At 65.6% G+C, this 15801-nt stretch carries 11 protein-coding genes; 7 read left to right on the top strand and 4 right to left on the bottom strand.

Annotated elements, in window-relative coordinates:
* Nucleotides 1-32: 32 nt before the first annotated feature.
* The 4 genes from ACFJI2_RS12275 to ACFJI2_RS12260 are packed head-to-tail and all read right to left on the bottom strand — an operon-like array spanning nt 33 to nt 6134.
* Complete coding sequence (locus tag ACFJI2_RS12275; protein ID WP_377705268.1) at nt 33-2471, bottom strand: DNA repair protein; 2439 nt, start codon at nt 2469-2471, stop codon at nt 33-35.
* A 12-nt stretch (nt 2472-2483) separates the two neighbouring features.
* Entirely contained in the window at nt 2484-3785 is a 1302-nt protein-coding gene (locus tag ACFJI2_RS12270) for an exonuclease SbcCD subunit D (RefSeq protein WP_377705267.1), read from the bottom strand.
* Nucleotides 3786-3795: 10 nt separating this feature from the next.
* On the bottom strand, nt 3796-5133 hold the full coding sequence (locus tag ACFJI2_RS12265; RefSeq protein WP_377705266.1) for a hypothetical protein: 1338 nt from the start codon (nt 5131-5133) through the stop codon (nt 3796-3798).
* Complete coding sequence (locus tag ACFJI2_RS12260) at nt 5130-6134, bottom strand: helix-turn-helix domain-containing protein (RefSeq protein ID WP_377705265.1); 1005 nt, start codon at nt 6132-6134, stop codon at nt 5130-5132. Before ACFJI2_RS12260 ends, ACFJI2_RS12265 begins: the two co-directional genes overlap by 4 nt.
* Before the next feature lie 261 nt (nt 6135-6395).
* Between ACFJI2_RS12260 and ACFJI2_RS12255 the strand changes: the two genes are divergently transcribed.
* The 7 genes from ACFJI2_RS12255 (at nt 6396) to ACFJI2_RS12225 (ending at nt 15150) form a co-directional block, all read left to right on the top strand.
* Nucleotides 6396-6596, top strand: coding sequence for a hypothetical protein (locus ACFJI2_RS12255; protein ID WP_377705264.1), 201 nt, complete (start codon nt 6396-6398; stop codon nt 6594-6596).
* 1233 nt (nt 6597-7829) lie between these two features.
* Nucleotides 7830-9056: a sensor histidine kinase gene (locus tag ACFJI2_RS12250; protein ID WP_377705263.1), complete on the top strand. Its 1227-nt coding sequence runs from the start codon at nt 7830-7832 to the stop codon at nt 9054-9056.
* A gap of 14 nt (nt 9057-9070) precedes the next feature.
* The gene (locus ACFJI2_RS12245) at nt 9071-9448 is read left to right on the top strand and encodes a response regulator (RefSeq protein ID WP_377705262.1); all 378 of its coding nucleotides are present in this window, start codon (nt 9071-9073) and stop codon (nt 9446-9448) included.
* Nucleotides 9445-11985 (top strand): EAL domain-containing protein, encoded by a 2541-nt coding sequence (locus tag ACFJI2_RS12240; RefSeq protein WP_377705261.1) that lies wholly within the window; start codon nt 9445-9447, stop codon nt 11983-11985. The genes ACFJI2_RS12245 and ACFJI2_RS12240 overlap by 4 nt, the downstream gene beginning before the upstream one ends.
* 155 nt (nt 11986-12140) lie before the next feature.
* Nucleotides 12141-13274, top strand: coding sequence for a sensor histidine kinase (locus ACFJI2_RS12235; protein ID WP_377705260.1), 1134 nt, complete (start codon nt 12141-12143; stop codon nt 13272-13274).
* 1064 nt (nt 13275-14338) lie between these two features.
* Nucleotides 14339-14611, top strand: coding sequence for a hypothetical protein (locus ACFJI2_RS12230; RefSeq protein ID WP_377705259.1), 273 nt, complete (start codon nt 14339-14341; stop codon nt 14609-14611).
* Between the two features lie 314 nt (nt 14612-14925).
* Nucleotides 14926-15150, top strand: coding sequence for a hypothetical protein (locus ACFJI2_RS12225; RefSeq protein ID WP_377705258.1), 225 nt, complete (start codon nt 14926-14928; stop codon nt 15148-15150).
* Nucleotides 15151-15801: the final 651 nt, after the last annotated feature.

Below are 15801 nucleotides of genomic sequence, written 5' to 3'. Positions count from 1 at the left end.
GGCATCGGTCGCCTGGTGCCCGGTCGGTGCTTTCATCCGTTGGCCGATGCCACGTACCGGTCCAGATCGATCACCGCGTCGGCCAAGGTTGCCAGCTCCGGCGTGTGCGAGATGAAGAATTCCTGCGCGTAGTTGCCCACGCGCAGCACCTCCCGTTTCATCGCCATGAAGCGCCGTTTATGCTGCGCGTCGAACGCGCCGTCGGCCTCGTCCGAGAACAGCGTGGCGCTGCGCCGGCCATCGGCTTGCGCCAGGTACAGCGCCATGGCGCGGGTCAGGCACTCGTTGATCCAGATCCGCTCGCCGCCGCTCATCTTCGCCACGCTCTTGGTGCTGTCGCTATACGCGTCGTGCACCGTGATGTCGAAACCTTCGCGCAGCCCGCCCTTGGCGGTGGCCAGTTGGGTTTGCAGCGACACGGAAAAACGCGGGCCGTAGCAGGCCAGCAGCAACTGGTTGGCCAGCGCCGACAGTGCCGGTCCCGCGTCGTCGATGGCCAGCGCGATGATGCCGTCGTTGCCCAGCGCTTTGGCCAGCAGCGACCAGTCCTCCAGGTGCCGCTCCAAACGCTGCGTCTGGCGTTGCTGGGCTTCGCAAGCCTGGTATTGCGCGGCGTGCTGCCTGGCCAGGTCCCGTGCGCGGTCCTGTTCGCGCAGGGCGCCCAGGTGGGCCTGTGCTGCCAGTTGCAGGCGCGCCAGGGCCTGTTCGCAGTCGCCGGCTGCGCTGGCGATGGCGCGTTCGTCGCAGGCCGGTGGCAACGCCGCCAGCAGCGCATCGATGCGTTCGGCCACCTGGCTTGGCAGCGCCGCGAAGTCGCGCCGCCGCTGCAGCGTGCTGATCCTGTTCTGCTGTTCGGTGTAGGCCTTGTCGTCCTCGGCCCGCTCCGCGCTCGCCTGTTCAGCATGCGCGATGAGCCGAGCCTCGGCATCTGCCAGCATGGCGCCCGACTGCGCCAGCGCGTCGCGCCGCGCGGCTTGCCGCTCGCATTGCGCCAGGCGCTCGCGGCTATGCGCCAGCCGTGCTTCGGCAGCCTTGGCGAGCAAGCGCGCGCGTGGCACGCCGGCGGCCTGCGTGTGTAGCGAGCTGATCTGGTCTGCCAGCGCCGCATGCTGCGCGTTCAGGCGCGCCACCACCGCGCCGGCGTCCGGCAGCAGCGCGTGGGCCGTATGCGCATCGGCCAGCAGCTTGCACCCCGCCTGCAGCGCCATGCCGGCGCAGGGCACCGCGGCCGTCAGCGCGAAGCGCCGCCGCAACTCTTGCGCCGCCAGCGCAGCCTGGCCGGCTTCGCGCTCGATGCCCGCGCGCTTCGCTTGCGTCAGCGCCAGGTCCGCCGCGGTCCGTTCGCCCTCGGCCAGCGTTTCCCGCGCCTCGGCCAGACGGGCGTTGCGCCGCTCCAGCAACGCTTGCATGACCGGTAGCCGCCGGGCGGCCCGTCCCGCCTGGCGTGCCTGCTGTAGGGCCGCTTGCAGGGTGGTACAATGGGCTCGCAGCGAGGCGAGCGTGGTTTCGCGGCGCGTGGCCCGTTGGGCATGGCGCTGCGCCATGTCGTCGAACGCAGCCTGTTCGCGCCTAAGCTCCGCATCGAGGGCCGCGAGGGCGAGTTGCCGCTCTGTGAGCGCCGCGTCGCGCTCGCCCAGCAGCTGGGCGCGGCGGGCGTCGTGGCTGGCGGCCACGACCTGCTCGGCGCGCAGAGCGGCCAGGACGGTGCGCTTGGCGTCGAGCCGGGCGGCAGCGACGTTGTGGTTCTGCCGCGCCAACTCGGCCTTCGCGGCGGTGTCGCCCAATGCCCGGAGCTCGGCCGCGAGACCGGCCAGGGTGTCGCGCTGCGCCCGCTGGCGCTGGCGCAGCTCTTGCAGGGCGCCGCGCAACAGGCGCATGACCTCGCCCGCGCGCTCGCCGTGCGCGCGCACCGCGTCCAGGCGCAGCAGGTCCGCCAGCAGTTGCTTGATCTCGCCGTTGCGGTAAGCCGACAGCTGGCGCCGCTGCTGGGCGGAAAACGCGGTGCTGAAAAACGTCGCCGCCGAGCCGGCGACGCCTTCGACGCAGCGGCTGTAGGTCTCCATTTTGCCGTCCGACACGGTGCCGTCGGCCAGGTGCACCGGGGTCCATCCGTCTGCGTCCAACTGGTGCAGATAGGCCTCGGTGCGGCGCTTGCCGGCCAGACGCATGACGAGGTGGCTTCGGTAGCGCACGCCGTCCATGGCCCATTCCAGCTCCTTGTGGTTTTCCGGCAGGTAGACTTCGTCGTAGTAGGAGAATGCCCCCAAGCCGTCGGCGCCGGCGCGCGAGGGCATCACGGGGTAGGGCGTCATGTTCTCGAGGATGGTGCTCTTGCCGCACCCGTTGCGCCCGGTCAGCGCCACCAGCGCCGCGCCGCCGGCCTCCCGCTCGAAGTCGATGGTGATGGTCTCGCGGCCCAAGCCGTCGCGGATGCCGCAAAAGCCGGTCAAGGTTTGTTTCAGGGGGATCATGGTTCGCTCCTTTCATGCCGGTGCAGAATCGGCGGCAGAAACTACCGCCGTCCGGTCCCATGGTGCGTCCAGGTCGGCCACGGCCAACGCCGCGCCGTCGCTCTCCTGGGCGAAGAGCCGCGCGGCGATCGCGTCCGGCGCCAGCTGCTCCAGGATCTCCAGGCAGGCCAGCAGCGGCGCCGCATCGATTGCCGCCGCCGCAGCCCAGGTGCGCAGCTGCGCGCGCAGGTCCGTCGCGTGCGCAATACCCGCCGCGCGCGTGCGCGCCACCGGCAGCACGCGTCCCTCCAGCTTGATCCCGGCCGCGTCCGCGAGCGCGGCGGCAATCGCGGCGCGGTCCACCGTGTGCGCGGCCTCCTCGGCCACGCACCAGCGCACCCGCACCCACGCGCCGGCCAGCTCGTGTGCGCGCGCGAAGGCCGACAGGGCGGCCAGGTCGGGCGCGCCGTCGAACATCAGCTCGTGGGTGCGCCGTGCCGGCGTGGGCACGAGCGTGGCCTGTGCCCCGTCGGCACCGACCTGCCACATCAGGAAACCCTTCTCGCCTTCCTCGCCGTAGTGCAGCCGTCCGATCGAGCCCGGATAGGCGATAACGTGTACGCCGTCGTCCCAGCGCTGGTGCTTGTGGATATGCCCCAGCAAAAAAGCGCAGGCCTGCGCGGCGAACAGCGCGTCCGTGGTGAATTCGTGGTCCAGGCCAGCCATCGGCACGCCATGCTCGGTGACGCAGCCACGCACCGTGCCATGCGATATCCCGATCGCGGGCACGCCGGCCGCGCGCGCCGACAAGTGGATGGGCGCCAGGCCTGCCAGCAGCCGTGCCAGGTGCTCGCCCATGGCGGCGGCCACGTCGCCGGCGCCCACGCTGGCGGCCAGCGCGGCCTTGTTCAGCGTGGGCAGGCAGCTGCACAAAAGGCGCGTTCCGGCCGGTGGCGTGTCGAAACGCCAATCGGTTGACGCCAACCAGCGTCCGTTGGCCAGCAGCGCCACCTGCGACAGGCGCTCGGCGACGTATACCGGATGCCGTCCGCCGAGCAGCGCAAACAGGCGCAGCAGGCCGGCCGGCTCGTGGCTGAACGTGCCCTGCAGCATCAGTACCGGGCAATGCTCCGCCAGGCGCCGGATCTGCCGTGCCAGCGCGGCCAATGCGGGGGAATGGGCGGGCAACGCGTGATCGGTGCTGTCGCCCGTGATAATGGCCACGTCCGATCCGCGTCCGATGGCCTGGTCCACGGCGAACGCGAAGCAGGCGTCCACCTCGGCCAGGGTCTCGTCGGCGTAGTGCAGGTCGGAGAAATGGGCAATGGTGATCATGCTGGACTCCTTATTCCTGGGCGCCGATTTCGGCATCGATGCGCGCGAGCAAGCCGGCCGGATCGTCCTGGAACCGGGCCAGCTCGGCCAGCACGCGCTTGACGCCCTGGGCGTTGCGCCGCCAGCCCGCGCCCCATGCCCAATCGAGATAGGCGTCCAGCCGGGCGCGCGGTACGCCCAGATCGGCGGCCAGCGCATACACCGCGTCGGTGCTGTGCTCCGCACCGGCTTGCGTCAGGGCGCGCGTCGCGCCGGGCGATACCTCCTGCACTGGCGACAGGCCGGCGCCAGCTGCCTCCGGCGCACCGGCCGGCTCCTCCGCGCGCCGGTCTGCTGTGGCGGGCGGCGCGTGCGCGGGGTGTTCGTTGGCTTGCAGGGCGCACGCCGTGGCATCGGCCATGCGCAGCGTGGCCTCCTCGTCCTGCTGGGCCAGCAGGGCCGCCACGTCGACCGGCGCTTCCAGCTCGATGATCCAGTGCGCGCTGCGCACCGGTTGGCCGGTTTTGGCGTCCAGGTGCGACACTTCGCGCAGCTGCTTGGTGAAGTAGAAGGGCGTGCACTGGCGGTCGAGGAAGCCGCCCAGGCGCCCGCCGCGCATGAAGGTGATGGCTTCGAAGCGTTCGATGGCGCGCGACAGGGCGTAAAAGCTGTTCGTGTGCAGCTCGAAGGCGTCAAGCGAGCGGATGCCCGGGATGTAGAAGATGAAGCGGCCCGACAGGTTGCACTGCCGGCTCTGGAATTCAGGGCAGCGTTCCGGCGCGCACAGGCCGCCGTTCTCCGGGCGCGGTTGGGTGCCGCGCCCGCCCAGGCTGCGCAGCGCACGCCCGCTGCGCTCGTCGAGCCTGGCCGGCGAGAACATCACGCAGCGCCGGGTCTGGCCGTCGCTGGAATATTCGCTCCAGTAGCGCTTCTCGCTGCGCGCCCAGCACGCCAGTTCGTGCGGCATCACGCTTTGCCAGGCGTCGGCGGGGAAGATGACGGGGAAGCGGTACAGGCGTATCTCGCCGTCGCCGCGGTCTTCGCCGTAGGCGTGCAGAATCTGGCCGGCCAGCGCCGGATTGGGAAAGTCGTTGGGGCGCACGGTGAACCAGGCGACGTTCTTGGGCACGAGCGGCGTTTTTACGTCGGGGAAGCGTTCGGCGATCTGTCGTTCTATCTGTTCGAACGTGGCTTGCTGGGCCAAGCCATCATCGTACAAGGCGCGTATCGCCGGGTTGGCGGCGGCCGCCTTGGTGAGCACCTTGATGCCGGCGCGGATCTTGCCGGCCGTCGGGATGCGTGGTTGCCGGCGCCCGAGGAGAGTGGTAGGGCAGGGCGCGTTGGGCGCAGCGGTCAGGTGGTTGGTCATGCTTGCCTCCGGGAGTCTCGATGGGGAAACAAGTCGATGTTCTCACCGGGGCGAAGGCATGCAAGCGGTTGCGGGGCCGGCGTCAGCGAGCTGTGCGGCCGGCGCGTCGCCACCTGCGGCGGCGCGGCGCGCTTGAGCAGCTGGTGCGCCGCCGCGCGCTTGACTCCCAGCGCGACGGCGATCTCCTGTGTCGAGACGCCCCGCGCCTGCATGCGCAGCGCGGCCATGCGACGTGCGCACGCGGTATGGACACCGGCCAGGCCCGCATGGCTGAAAATGCGCCGGTAGATCTCGTGGATCTCCTTGCACACTGCCTGGGTGGTGCGGCCTTGGCCTCGCCGCACCTGGAATTGCCGGCCATCGCGCGACAGGAACAGCGCGCCTAGGGGATCAAGTCCCCGGAAGCTGGCCGCTTCCTGGGCGTGCGCCTTGGCGTTCGTGCGTTCAGCCAAGTACGCATCGATGGCCGCGATCAACTCCTCCCCCTCGAACCGCAAGGGGCGGTCCGCGCGGTTGGCCGCGATCTCTGCGCGCAGCACCGACTCCCGCCTGACGTGTCCGCCCGCATCAAGATAGTCCCGCACGGTCAGTTGGGCGATTTCCAGTGGCTTGGCGCCGGTCGAGAAGAGCATGTGCACCAGTGCCTTGTCGCGCAGCGGGCTGTGGCTGTGTCGGTCGATCTTTTTTAGCAGCATGCCGATCTGCGCCGGCGTCAGCGTGGCAGGCGCCTGGTGCAGGACCGGCGCCGCACCTGGACGGAAGTGTTCCAGCGCTTCGAGGTAGGCGTGGCGGTGGTGGCGCAGCAGGCTCGCCGTGGGCGACGCATCCTCATCGACGTCGAGCACGCCGACGATCCGCTGCAACGTTCGGGCAAGATGGCGCACCCTGACCGAAACGGTGCTCTTGGTCACGCCATGTGCGGCGGCGATCTGCTCGTATGAGATGCCTGCGGCGGCGGCGCGCAGCATGGCTTGCGCGCAAGCCAGGAAAGCCGGTTCCATGATCGTCTCCTGTGACTGAAGCTTCACAGGATCTTCCAATCAAGGCCTGCGTCAAGCCAGCGCAAATGCGGCATAAAATTGTTGCTTTTTCGGTGGGGCAAACGCGGACGCATACGGCATCGCCGATGCTTCCACTTCGCTAATTGCCCGATGCCCGCTACGGTGTGGTGGGTGTAGCGCCGGATGGCGGGCCTGCCCAGGGGGCGCAATCCATGCTAGTCTTGATCGTGGCGACGGTATCGGGGTATGGCGGAGGGACCTATGGAGCGACGCAATTCTGCCGCGCGCGATCAACGACGCGATGCCAAAACCGCGGCAATTGTGCAGCACGCGCTCGCGTTGCTGGCCGTGGCAGGCGTGAACGAGGCGCAACGGTATCTTCGGCAGCGGGCGGTGCCTGTAAGCGTTGTCGAGCGGGTGCTCGCCCATGGACGGCGCAGAGTGGCACTGCACGGCAAGTGAGTTGGTGCCGGGGGCGCAATACTCGCACCCTGCGTCCACTTTGCAAGAATCCAACCTGATGCGCCCGTGTGATCGCGTCGAGTCAGCGCTTATGCGATTCTCGTGTGCGACATCCAGAGGTCAGGTCCGCGTTGTCGATCGTCTTCTGGTTGCGCCATGCGTCCGAATGACCATGGCACCGCTTGAGCGGCTCACCGACCACTGCGACGTCGTGCGCAGAGGTACCCCATGGCGCCGTTTCCAGTACCGTCCCATGGTGGGCCAGTGCGAGCGCAAGGCAGGGCAGCGGAAGCGCGGAAGCGGTGACAAGCGCTGGACGGCTGCGGTTCTGGTGGGGCTGCAGAACGAAACAAGAGAATGGCACATGTATGTCGTTAAATGACGCGCTCAAAAGGAAGCGAGCTTGTTCCGAATTTCCTTCCTTTCTTGATACCCCCTATCCACGGTTGCTGCTCGATAGCGCGGCGTTTCGGCCTGTGTCATTTTTTCGGTCGGCACGGCGGGGCGATATCGGGTCGGCGTCAACAAGCATCACGCGCAACAGCTGCCGGTGCGTTGCGTGGCGCGGTAGTCCCTTTGCTGGCCTGCGCGCATTGACAACGTAATCTGACCGCTATTCGCAGCATGATGTCAGCCGCCTTTTCGGTCGCGCCGTCAACGACTTGGCGCGGCGCACAATACTCGGCGCCGGCACCATGGTGCCCGCCGTCGATCGCGCTATCGGCTGTTCAACGCCGAGACAATCAGATAGGGTGAAGGCGGCATAGTTTGAAGTCGAGTCGGACGAACCGACGCACCGGGCAATATGAGGGCAGCCCGCGCGTCGCCCTGTTTGTCAACGCGCGGGAAGAGCGGGGCGTGCCGCGAGTGTCGATGCGGCGAACCCCACCAACATGGCGGCGGTCAGCCGCACCCATGTTCCTAGCATGATGAGAGTAATTGGGTTGTGCACATTTGCCGGAATAAGTGCATGGACTTGAGCAGAACCCTGCTATATTGAACCCATCCCTCCTCCTTGCCACCGGCCTGTTCGTCATTCAGTGCTGTTCGGCGCCAATCTGCGAGCCCGCTCGGCAGTCCCTGTATCAGATTCCACCCTCATGCTGAGCTGTAATTCTATGGGAAACGCATATGCATACGACCGGGTTTGGCAGAGGTGACCACGAGCGCTTTGGGCCCTCGCCAGGGACCATCGAGTACAGGCGGCAGGCGAGCCTGCTCAAAACAGGCGCCTTGCAGGATGCCATCTTCAATAGCGCTTACTTCTCCAGTATTGCCACCGACGAGCGTGGTGTGATCCAGATCTTCAACGTGGGCGCGGAGCGCATGCTGGGATACAAGGCGTTGGACGTGTTGAACCGCATCACGCCGGCCGACATCTCCGACCCGCTTGAGCTCATCGCGCGGGCCGCCGCCTTGAGCGAGGAACTGGACACGCCGATCGCGCCCGGCTTCGACGCGCTGGTATTTAAGGCCTCGCGCGGCATCGAGGACATCTACGAGCTGACCTACATCCGCCAGGACGGCAGCCGCTTTCCGGCCATCGTGTCGGTGACGGCCTTGCGCAACGCGCGCGACGACATTATCGGCTACCTGCTCATCGGCACCGACAACACCACCCGCAAGCGTTTCGAACGCGCGCTGGAGGACAAGAACATCGAGCTGGAGCACGCCAGCCGCATGAAGTCGGAGTTCCTGGCGACGATGTCGCACGAACTGCGCACGCCCCTCAATGCCATCATCGGATTTTCCGAAGCGCTCAAGGATGGCCTGATGGGCGAAACGTCGGCGCTGCAGCACGAATCGATCAACGACATCTTCAGCAGCGGCCAGCATCTGCTGTCGCTGATCAACGACATCCTCGACCTGTCCAAAGTCGAGGCCGGCATGATGGCGCTGGAACTGGAAGCGGTCGACCTGCAAAGCCTGCTGCAAAACAGCCTGACCATCGTGCGCGAAAAGGCAGCGGCCCAGCATATCGCCCTCGAGCTCGATATTGGCGAAGGGCTGGGCATGGTGCAGCTGGACGTGCGCAAGACCAAGCAGATCGTCTACAACCTGCTGAGCAACGCCGTCAAATTCAGCGCCAGCGGCGGACCGGTGCAGCTGTGCGCGCGCCGCGTGCCGCGCGCCGCAGTCGGCACCCTGGGCGGCGCCTGGCCCGCGCATCACTTCCCCCAGGCCAGCAACGAATACAACGATTTCGTGGAAATTTGCGTCACCGATCACGGCATCGGCATCTCCAAGGACAACATGGGGCGGCTATTCCTGGCGTTCAGCCAGATCGACAGCAGCCTGGCGCGCAAGTTCGAGGGCACCGGGCTGGGCCTGGCCATGGTCAAGCAGCTGGCCGAATTGCAAGGCGGATCGGTGGCGGTGGCCAGCCTGGAGCGCGAAGGCTCGCGCTTTGCGGTGTGGCTGCCGTTGCGGTCGCCTGCCCAGCCGACGCCTTCGGCATGAAGCGAGGAGCTGTCATGGCCAAAGTACTGGTGATCGAAGACAACGCGGCCAACATGAAACTGGCCTCGCTGCTGCTGCGCAATGCCCGCCACAGCGTGCTGTGCGCGGTGGACGCGGAAGCCGGGCTGATGGTGGCCCGCACCGAACTGCCCGATCTGATTCTGATGGATATCCAGCTGCCCGGCATGGATGGGCTGGCCGCCACCGCCATCCTGAAACATGACCGGCTGACTGCGGATATTCCCGTCATTGCGCTCACGGCCATGGCCATGAAGGAGGACCAGGAAAAGAGCCGGCAAGCGGGGTGCGACGCCTATATCGCCAAACCGCTAGGCTACCGCCAGCTCTACGCGACGATTGACGCGCTGCTGATGGACGGGAGCAAGCCATGAGCATTGCCACCCCCACCATCCTGATCGTGGACGACGAGGCGCAAAACCGCCGCCTGCTGGCCGTGTTGCTGCGCCCCGAGGGCTACCATACCGAGAGCGCGGCCAGCGGCGAAGAAGCGCTGGACGCGGTGGCCCATTCCGCGCCCGACCTGATCCTGCTCGACATCATGATGCCCGGCATCGACGGCTACCAGGTCGCCAGCATCCTCAAGGCCAACCCGGCCACGGCCAACATCCCCATCATCATGGTGACCGCGCATGCCGAGCGCAGCGCCCGCCTGGCCGGGCTGGAAGCGGGGGCGGAAGAATTCCTGACCAAGCCGGTCGACCGCACCGAGTTGTGGCTGCGCGTGCGCAATCTGCTGCGCCTGAAGGCCTTCGGCGACCTCCAGGAGCACAGCTTCGTGCTCGAGCAGCAGGTCGCCGCGCGCACCGCCGATCTGCAGCGCTTCCGCACGGCGATGGACGCCACCGCCGACGCCATCATGCTGGTCAGCCGCGACACCATGCGCTTCGTGGAAGTGAACGCCACCAGTTGCAAGATGCTGGGCTACACGCGCGCCGAGTTGCTGGCGTTAGGACCGGTGGCGCTGGGCGCGGTCACGCGCGAAGAGTTGGAGCGGATGTACGACACGGTGATCGCCGGTCCCGCCGATAAGAAACTGAGCGAGGCGACGTTGCATTGCAAGGACGGCACGCAGGTCCAGGTGGAGGTGAACCGCCAGGCCATGCCATCGGGGAACGACTGGATCATCGTCAGCGTGGTGCGCGACATCACCGAGCGCAACCAGGCGCAGCAAAGACTGCAGCACCTGGCGCATCACGACGCGCTGACCGGTCTGCCGAACCGCAGCTACTTCTACGAGACGCTGCGCAAGACGCTGGCACTGGCGTGTGAGCATGGCTGGAAGGTGGCGGTGATGTTCATCGATCTGGACCACTTTAAAAACGTCAACGACACCTTGGGCCACGCGGTCGGCGACGAGCTGCTGATCCAGTTCAGCTGCCGCCTGGTGGCGTGCGTGCGCGCGCGCGACACCGTCGGGCGCCTGGGCGGGGACGAGTTTGCCTTGATACTGGTGATGGAGCAAGGCCACCAGGGAGCGGCCCAGGTCGCCACCAAGATCCGCGACGCGCTGCACCTGCCCTTTAATCTGCAGGGATGCGAGGTGATCATGACCGCCAGCATCGGCATCACGGTGCAGCCCGACGACGGCAGCGACCCGGATGTGTTGATCAAATACGCCGACACCGCCATGTACCAGGCCAAGCATGCCGGACGCAACACCTACCGCTTCTTCACGGCGCAGATGAATGTCGACGTGCTGCAGCGATTGGACCTGGAGAACGCGCTGCGCAAAGCCATCGAGAAGGACGAGTTCGTGCTGTACTACCAACCCAAGGTGGCCATGGCCAGCGGTGCGGTGGTGGGCCTGGAAGCGCTGCTGCGCTGGAACCGGCCCGGCTATGGACTGGTGACGCCGGCATTGTTCATTCCCGTGCTCGAGGAGAGCGGCCTGATCGTCCGGGTTGGCAGCTGGGTCATCGCCACGGCCTGCCGCCAGATCAAGGAGTGGCAACTGGGCGAGGTCGGGCCAGTGCCAGTGTCCGTCAATGTCGCGGGCCGCCAATTCCGCGAAGGGGACCTGGAGGCCGATGTGGCGCGCGCGCTGGCCGACACCGGCATTCCCCCCGGCTTGCTGGAACTGGAGCTGACCGAAACGTCACTGATGGTGAACACGGAGCGCACCATCGCCTGCCTGCGCAATTTGCGCCAGCGCGGCGTGCAGGTGTCGATCGATGACTTCGGCACAGGGTACTCCAGCCTGGCCTACTTGCGCCGCTTCCCGATCGACAAGCTGAAGATCGACATCGCATTTGTCCGCGACGTCACCAGCAATCCGGACGATGCGGCCATTGTGGGCGCCATCATCACCATGGCCCACAGCCTGAACCTGGTGGTGATTGCCGAGGGCGTCGAGACGCCGGCGCAGCAAAGCTATTTGCTGCGCCACCATTGCGACCAAGTGCAGGGCTATCTGATCAGCCGGCCCTTGCCTGCCGCGCTGATCACCCAGCTCATGGTGCTGCGCAAGACCCGGCATCAGCCGGCCGCCTCCCAGCCGGCGCGGCAGACGCTCCTGATCGTGGATGACGACTCGTTCATGCTGGAACTGTTGGCTAGCCAACTGGGTGGCGAGCACTACCGCGTCCTGCAGGCGGAGTCGGCAGCCCTGGCGTTCGACGCCCTGGCACAAAACGACGTCCAGGTGATACTGTGCGACCAGCGCCTGCCCGCCATGGACGGCACGGCGTTCCTCGACAAGGTCAGAGCCATCTATCCGGAGACATTCCGGATCGTCCTGTCGGGCGAAGCCGACTTGGAACAGATGATGGCCGCGGTCAACCAAGGGGCCATCGACCGCTTTTATACCAAGCCGTGGGATCAGGCGGTACTGCAGAGCAGCATACGGCAGGCATTTTCGCATGCGCGGCAGCGTAGGGCAGCGTTAAGCGCGGATGCGCTGGCCAGGTAGCTGTTCACTGTTGCGGCAAAGCATTGCTTGATGGTTTTGCGTGAGTGAATCCGCGTATCCTTTCGTTGCCCGTAGTGCTACCATGAATTACCGTCGAGATTGCGCCGCACATCTGCGGTCCCTCTGGGCGTCGTGCCCGGAGTACGGAGGTCGCTATGATGCACGATTTTTTATCCAATAATCGTGACGAGCTTACGCAGCGCTGCAGGATTAAAGTGGGAAGCCGCGTTGGGCGGTCCGCGACGGAGGGCCAATTGAAGGATGGTATCCCGTTGTTTCTGGAACAGCTGATCCTTACCCTTGAGTTGGAGCAGACCCAGAACCCGCTGGACAGCCGCCTAATTTCCGGCCCGGCCGGCGGCGGCGCGGCGCTATCGGAAATCAGCGTGTCATCCGCCCAGCATGGCAAAGCGCTGCTCGGCCTGGGGCTGACGGTCGATCAGGTGGTGCATGACTACGGCGACCTGTGTCAAGCCATTACCGACCTCGCGATCGAGCGCGACGCACCATTTCAAGTGGACGAGTTTCGGACCTTGAACCGTTGCCTGGACAATGCGATTTCCGACGCAGTCACCGAATTTAGCTACCAGCGAGACATCTTGCTGGCCGACGCTTGCGCCAGCGCGTCCAACAAGCGCATGGGTTTTTTCGCCCATGAGCTGCGTAACCATTTGGGCACCGCCTCGTTGGCCTTTTCGGCCGCCAAATCCGGGAATCTGACGCTCGGCGGCGCGACGGGCGCCATTCTTGAGCGCAGCCTTCAGAGCCTGGACCGTCTGATCGTCAGTTCGCTGGACGAGGTCCGGGCGATGGGTGAATCAACACATGTTCTCGGTGTGTTCCCGCTCTCGGACTTTATTGACGAGGTGTCGGGGGCGGCCGCGCTATCCGCAAGCAAGTACGGCTGTACCCTTACCGTCTCGCATGTCGATGTCGAACTGGCGCTAGCCGGAAACCGCGAGTTGCTGTTTGCCGCGGTGGCGAACTTGCTGCAGAATGCGTTCAAGTTCACGCGGTCCGGGACCGAGGTCAAACTATCGGCATACGCTGCGGGCGATCGCATCCTGATCGATGTCGCCGATCGCTGCGGCGGACTGGCACCGGGGATGAGCGAGCGGATGTTCCTGCCCTTTTCCCAATGCGGGGCGAACAGGATCGGACTGGGCCTCGGGCTGACCATTGCCCGGCAGAGTGTCGTCGCCAGCGGCGGCGACGTGGTGGTGCGAAATGTGCCGGGAGTGGGATGCGTGTTTACGATCAGTTTGCCCAGAAATAAAGTATCCACATGAGGCGTCGCCGCTGCCGCAGGCATGGCCGCCCACATGTCGCGGAGGGCGTGAGCCTTCATGGCGCGAGCCGTGCTAGAACCCGCGTCAGTCAGCGCTCGTGCTCATTTTGCTCCGCTGAGGTGCACTCTGTGGGTCCATTTGCCAGGCAAGGCAGGGGCGGGGGTCCGCCTCGTGCAGGAGTGCGCCTACACCGCCGCGGGTACTTCGGTCTATGCGGCGCGGAGGAGGCGCATGCTGGATGCGGGCGAGGGGGCAGTGGCGCGGCGAGCAGTAGCCGTGCCACAGTGGCGTCAGTAGCGCAATTCGGCACCGTCCGAACAGCGTCTGGGGAGGTGGAGCGGTGGCCCGTGTGGCCACGACACGGTAGTTCTGCTGCACGACCGCAAAGGCGAGAGGAAGTTATGCCCAGTACGGAAACTGCACCATGCCGAAATCGCGAATTACGTATAGATACGCACCTTGCAGCCGAGGTCAATGCCGCGCTGTTCATTGCGGCAGTCGAAGGCATTGGCGGGGCGATCGAGTACATGCGACGTCATGCGATTGACCATCAGGTGGCGATGAGGGTGCTCGCGTCGCCGCATTTGCACCGCAAGCACATCTGCGATTGCGCAGGCGTGCCAACGCACTAGCCGTCGGTGTGGCATCGCATCACTGCCATGCGTCGGCATCCACGCCACGCCAGATGCTCACCGGCACGGCGCCACTCGGCCGCCGGTGCAGCGCGGCTTATCCGCCGGTTCAGTCGAGCGGCGGCAGGGCGCAGACCTTGGCGCATACTGTGGACGCGGACTCCGGCGCCCGGAAGGTCTGAGGCCCGAATTGGCCGCGTGACTGGCGGCGTCCGTGCCGCCGTCCTGGCTGGTGGGTGCAAGCTGATTGCCACCATCGGCTTAGGTGCAGCGCATGCCGGCACGGCGCACATGGCTACGAAGCCACAAACCGCTTATATCCGGTATTTCGCACGTTGCGGGGTGGGTGCAGACGCGGGCGCATCGAATTGCGTGATAGTCAACGATTCGTTAACATGGGAAATCGTCAATTGACTCGTGCTGGGAGACGACATGCTGCAGATTTCTGAATTGCAACGAAGTGTGCTTGTCAGCGCAGGGCGTCTGAACACAGTCCAGGGCTTGGAGTCACTCGTTGGTCTGACGTTTGAGGAAACGGTGTTTTACCTTAGTTTCATGGAAGTGATGTCTGAGCACGGGATGAGGGGGACTAAAAGCGCACGCCACTTCGAACAGCTCGAGCGGCGCCACCGGCATGCGCTCGATCTGAGAAATAACGGCAGCGTGGATCTTGAGTTCGCTGTCCCCCCTTTTGTTGCCCTGTAGTGGCGGGCGTTAGTGCCGACTTGGCGCGCAATGCGCCAGCGTCCTTGCCACGCGATCGCAACATGGCGTGGTGATAACCGACCCAAGGGGGCGACGTTGCTGACGCGTGTATTGGTATTACTGCGGATTCTTCTGATGCCTTCCGTCCGGTTCGCCCAATTCATTGACTAGGCGCCAATGCCACGTCGGGTGAGCGGCGCCATGGATGGTGTGAGGATGGGGCGCCTCGCTGGACTTGCTTCGCCGTCCTATTGTGGCATGTCAAGGCATCGAAGATTCATACTGCTAACCTGTGCCTTTACTTGGAGGATTCGGTGACTTCGGTGCGTACAATCGATTTTGATCTCTCTATCGTGTTTGTGCGAGCGGCCTACGCTGCGGTACGCGGCGCCCTCGCCGAAACCCACGGCAATGCGTTCGCGCAGGCGTTTCTCAACGAGCATATGGATGCCATCCAGCGCGCCGCTTGGCGGCGCTTGAATGGCTGTAGGGACCAGGAGGTCCTACAGGCGCTCGCCGTGCTGCGCCGCATTGGCTAAGTTCAACGCGACAGGCAATGACCGGTTGCGCCATGGGGGCAACTTGGCGCGGCCCGCGATATCGCGCACTGCCGTTTTGGTCAACGACGTCATGTCTACGATGGGCGGAGTGTTCGCTATCGGCGTTGCGACGGGGCTCGTGCCGTTGTCCGTTGCCATGCTGAGCCGGGACGTCGAGCGCGCCTGCTGCCGGGTAGCGCCCCCACCGAAAGGAGTAAGGCAGGCTGCTATGGTCGGCCCGTACGCTGCGCGGTTTGCATCGTGGTGTTTTGGGTGCAAGCACAGCAGGTTGACGATGGATGTACCGAAGACCCGAAGGCGCAGTACGGCGCCCTAAGTGGGCCGCTTGCGTCTCCCGACCCGCACGTGGCCGGTCCAGCGCTGGTGTCGGGCGGACGGAGCGGCTAGTCATTGCAAGGCGGCGTCAACTGGGGCCTTGGTTGCAGGCGATTGTCCGCCACTGGCCTCTATGCGCTCAGATTTGGGTTGCGTGGTGCACTACACGCGTTCAGTAGACACGGCGGCAATGCCGGTACGATGGATAACGGCAGTTAAGTTATGCTCGGAATGGCAGGTTCTTGCGTTTGGCGTGACGCTATCGCGGCCGAATCCGGCAACCAGGCCGAATCTGTTGGTGTGCTTGAGGTTTCA

The sequence above is a fragment of the Pseudoduganella sp. UC29_71 genome (assembly GCF_042693265.1).
Lineage (GTDB): Bacteria > Pseudomonadota > Gammaproteobacteria > Burkholderiales > Burkholderiaceae_D > Rugamonas.
The sequence above is the reverse complement of the archived record's forward strand: the minus strand, read 5'-3'. Positions and strand labels throughout refer to the sequence as shown.

Excerpts from the sequence above, each read along its gene's own strand:
- ACFJI2_RS12265 (WP_377705266.1), bottom strand. The coding sequence starts at position 5,133 with ATGACCAACCACCTGACCGCTGCGCCCAACGCGCCCTGCCCTACCACT.
- ACFJI2_RS12230 (WP_377705259.1), top strand. The coding sequence starts at position 14,339 with ATGCTGCAGATTTCTGAATTGCAACGAAGTGTGCTTGTCAGCGCAGGG.
- ACFJI2_RS12275 (WP_377705268.1), bottom strand. The coding sequence starts at position 2,471 with ATGATCCCCCTGAAACAAACCTTGACCGGCTTTTGCGGCATCCGCGAC.
- ACFJI2_RS12255 (WP_377705264.1), top strand. The coding sequence starts at position 6,396 with ATGGAGCGACGCAATTCTGCCGCGCGCGATCAACGACGCGATGCCAAA.
- ACFJI2_RS12235 (WP_377705260.1), top strand. The coding sequence starts at position 12,141 with ATGATGCACGATTTTTTATCCAATAATCGTGACGAGCTTACGCAGCGC.
- ACFJI2_RS12270 (WP_377705267.1), bottom strand. The coding sequence starts at position 3,785 with ATGATCACCATTGCCCATTTCTCCGACCTGCACTACGCCGACGAGACC.
- ACFJI2_RS12260 (WP_377705265.1), bottom strand. The coding sequence starts at position 6,134 with ATGGAACCGGCTTTCCTGGCTTGCGCGCAAGCCATGCTGCGCGCCGCC.
- ACFJI2_RS12245 (WP_377705262.1), top strand. The coding sequence starts at position 9,071 with ATGGCCAAAGTACTGGTGATCGAAGACAACGCGGCCAACATGAAACTG.
- ACFJI2_RS12240 (WP_377705261.1), top strand. The coding sequence starts at position 9,445 with ATGAGCATTGCCACCCCCACCATCCTGATCGTGGACGACGAGGCGCAA.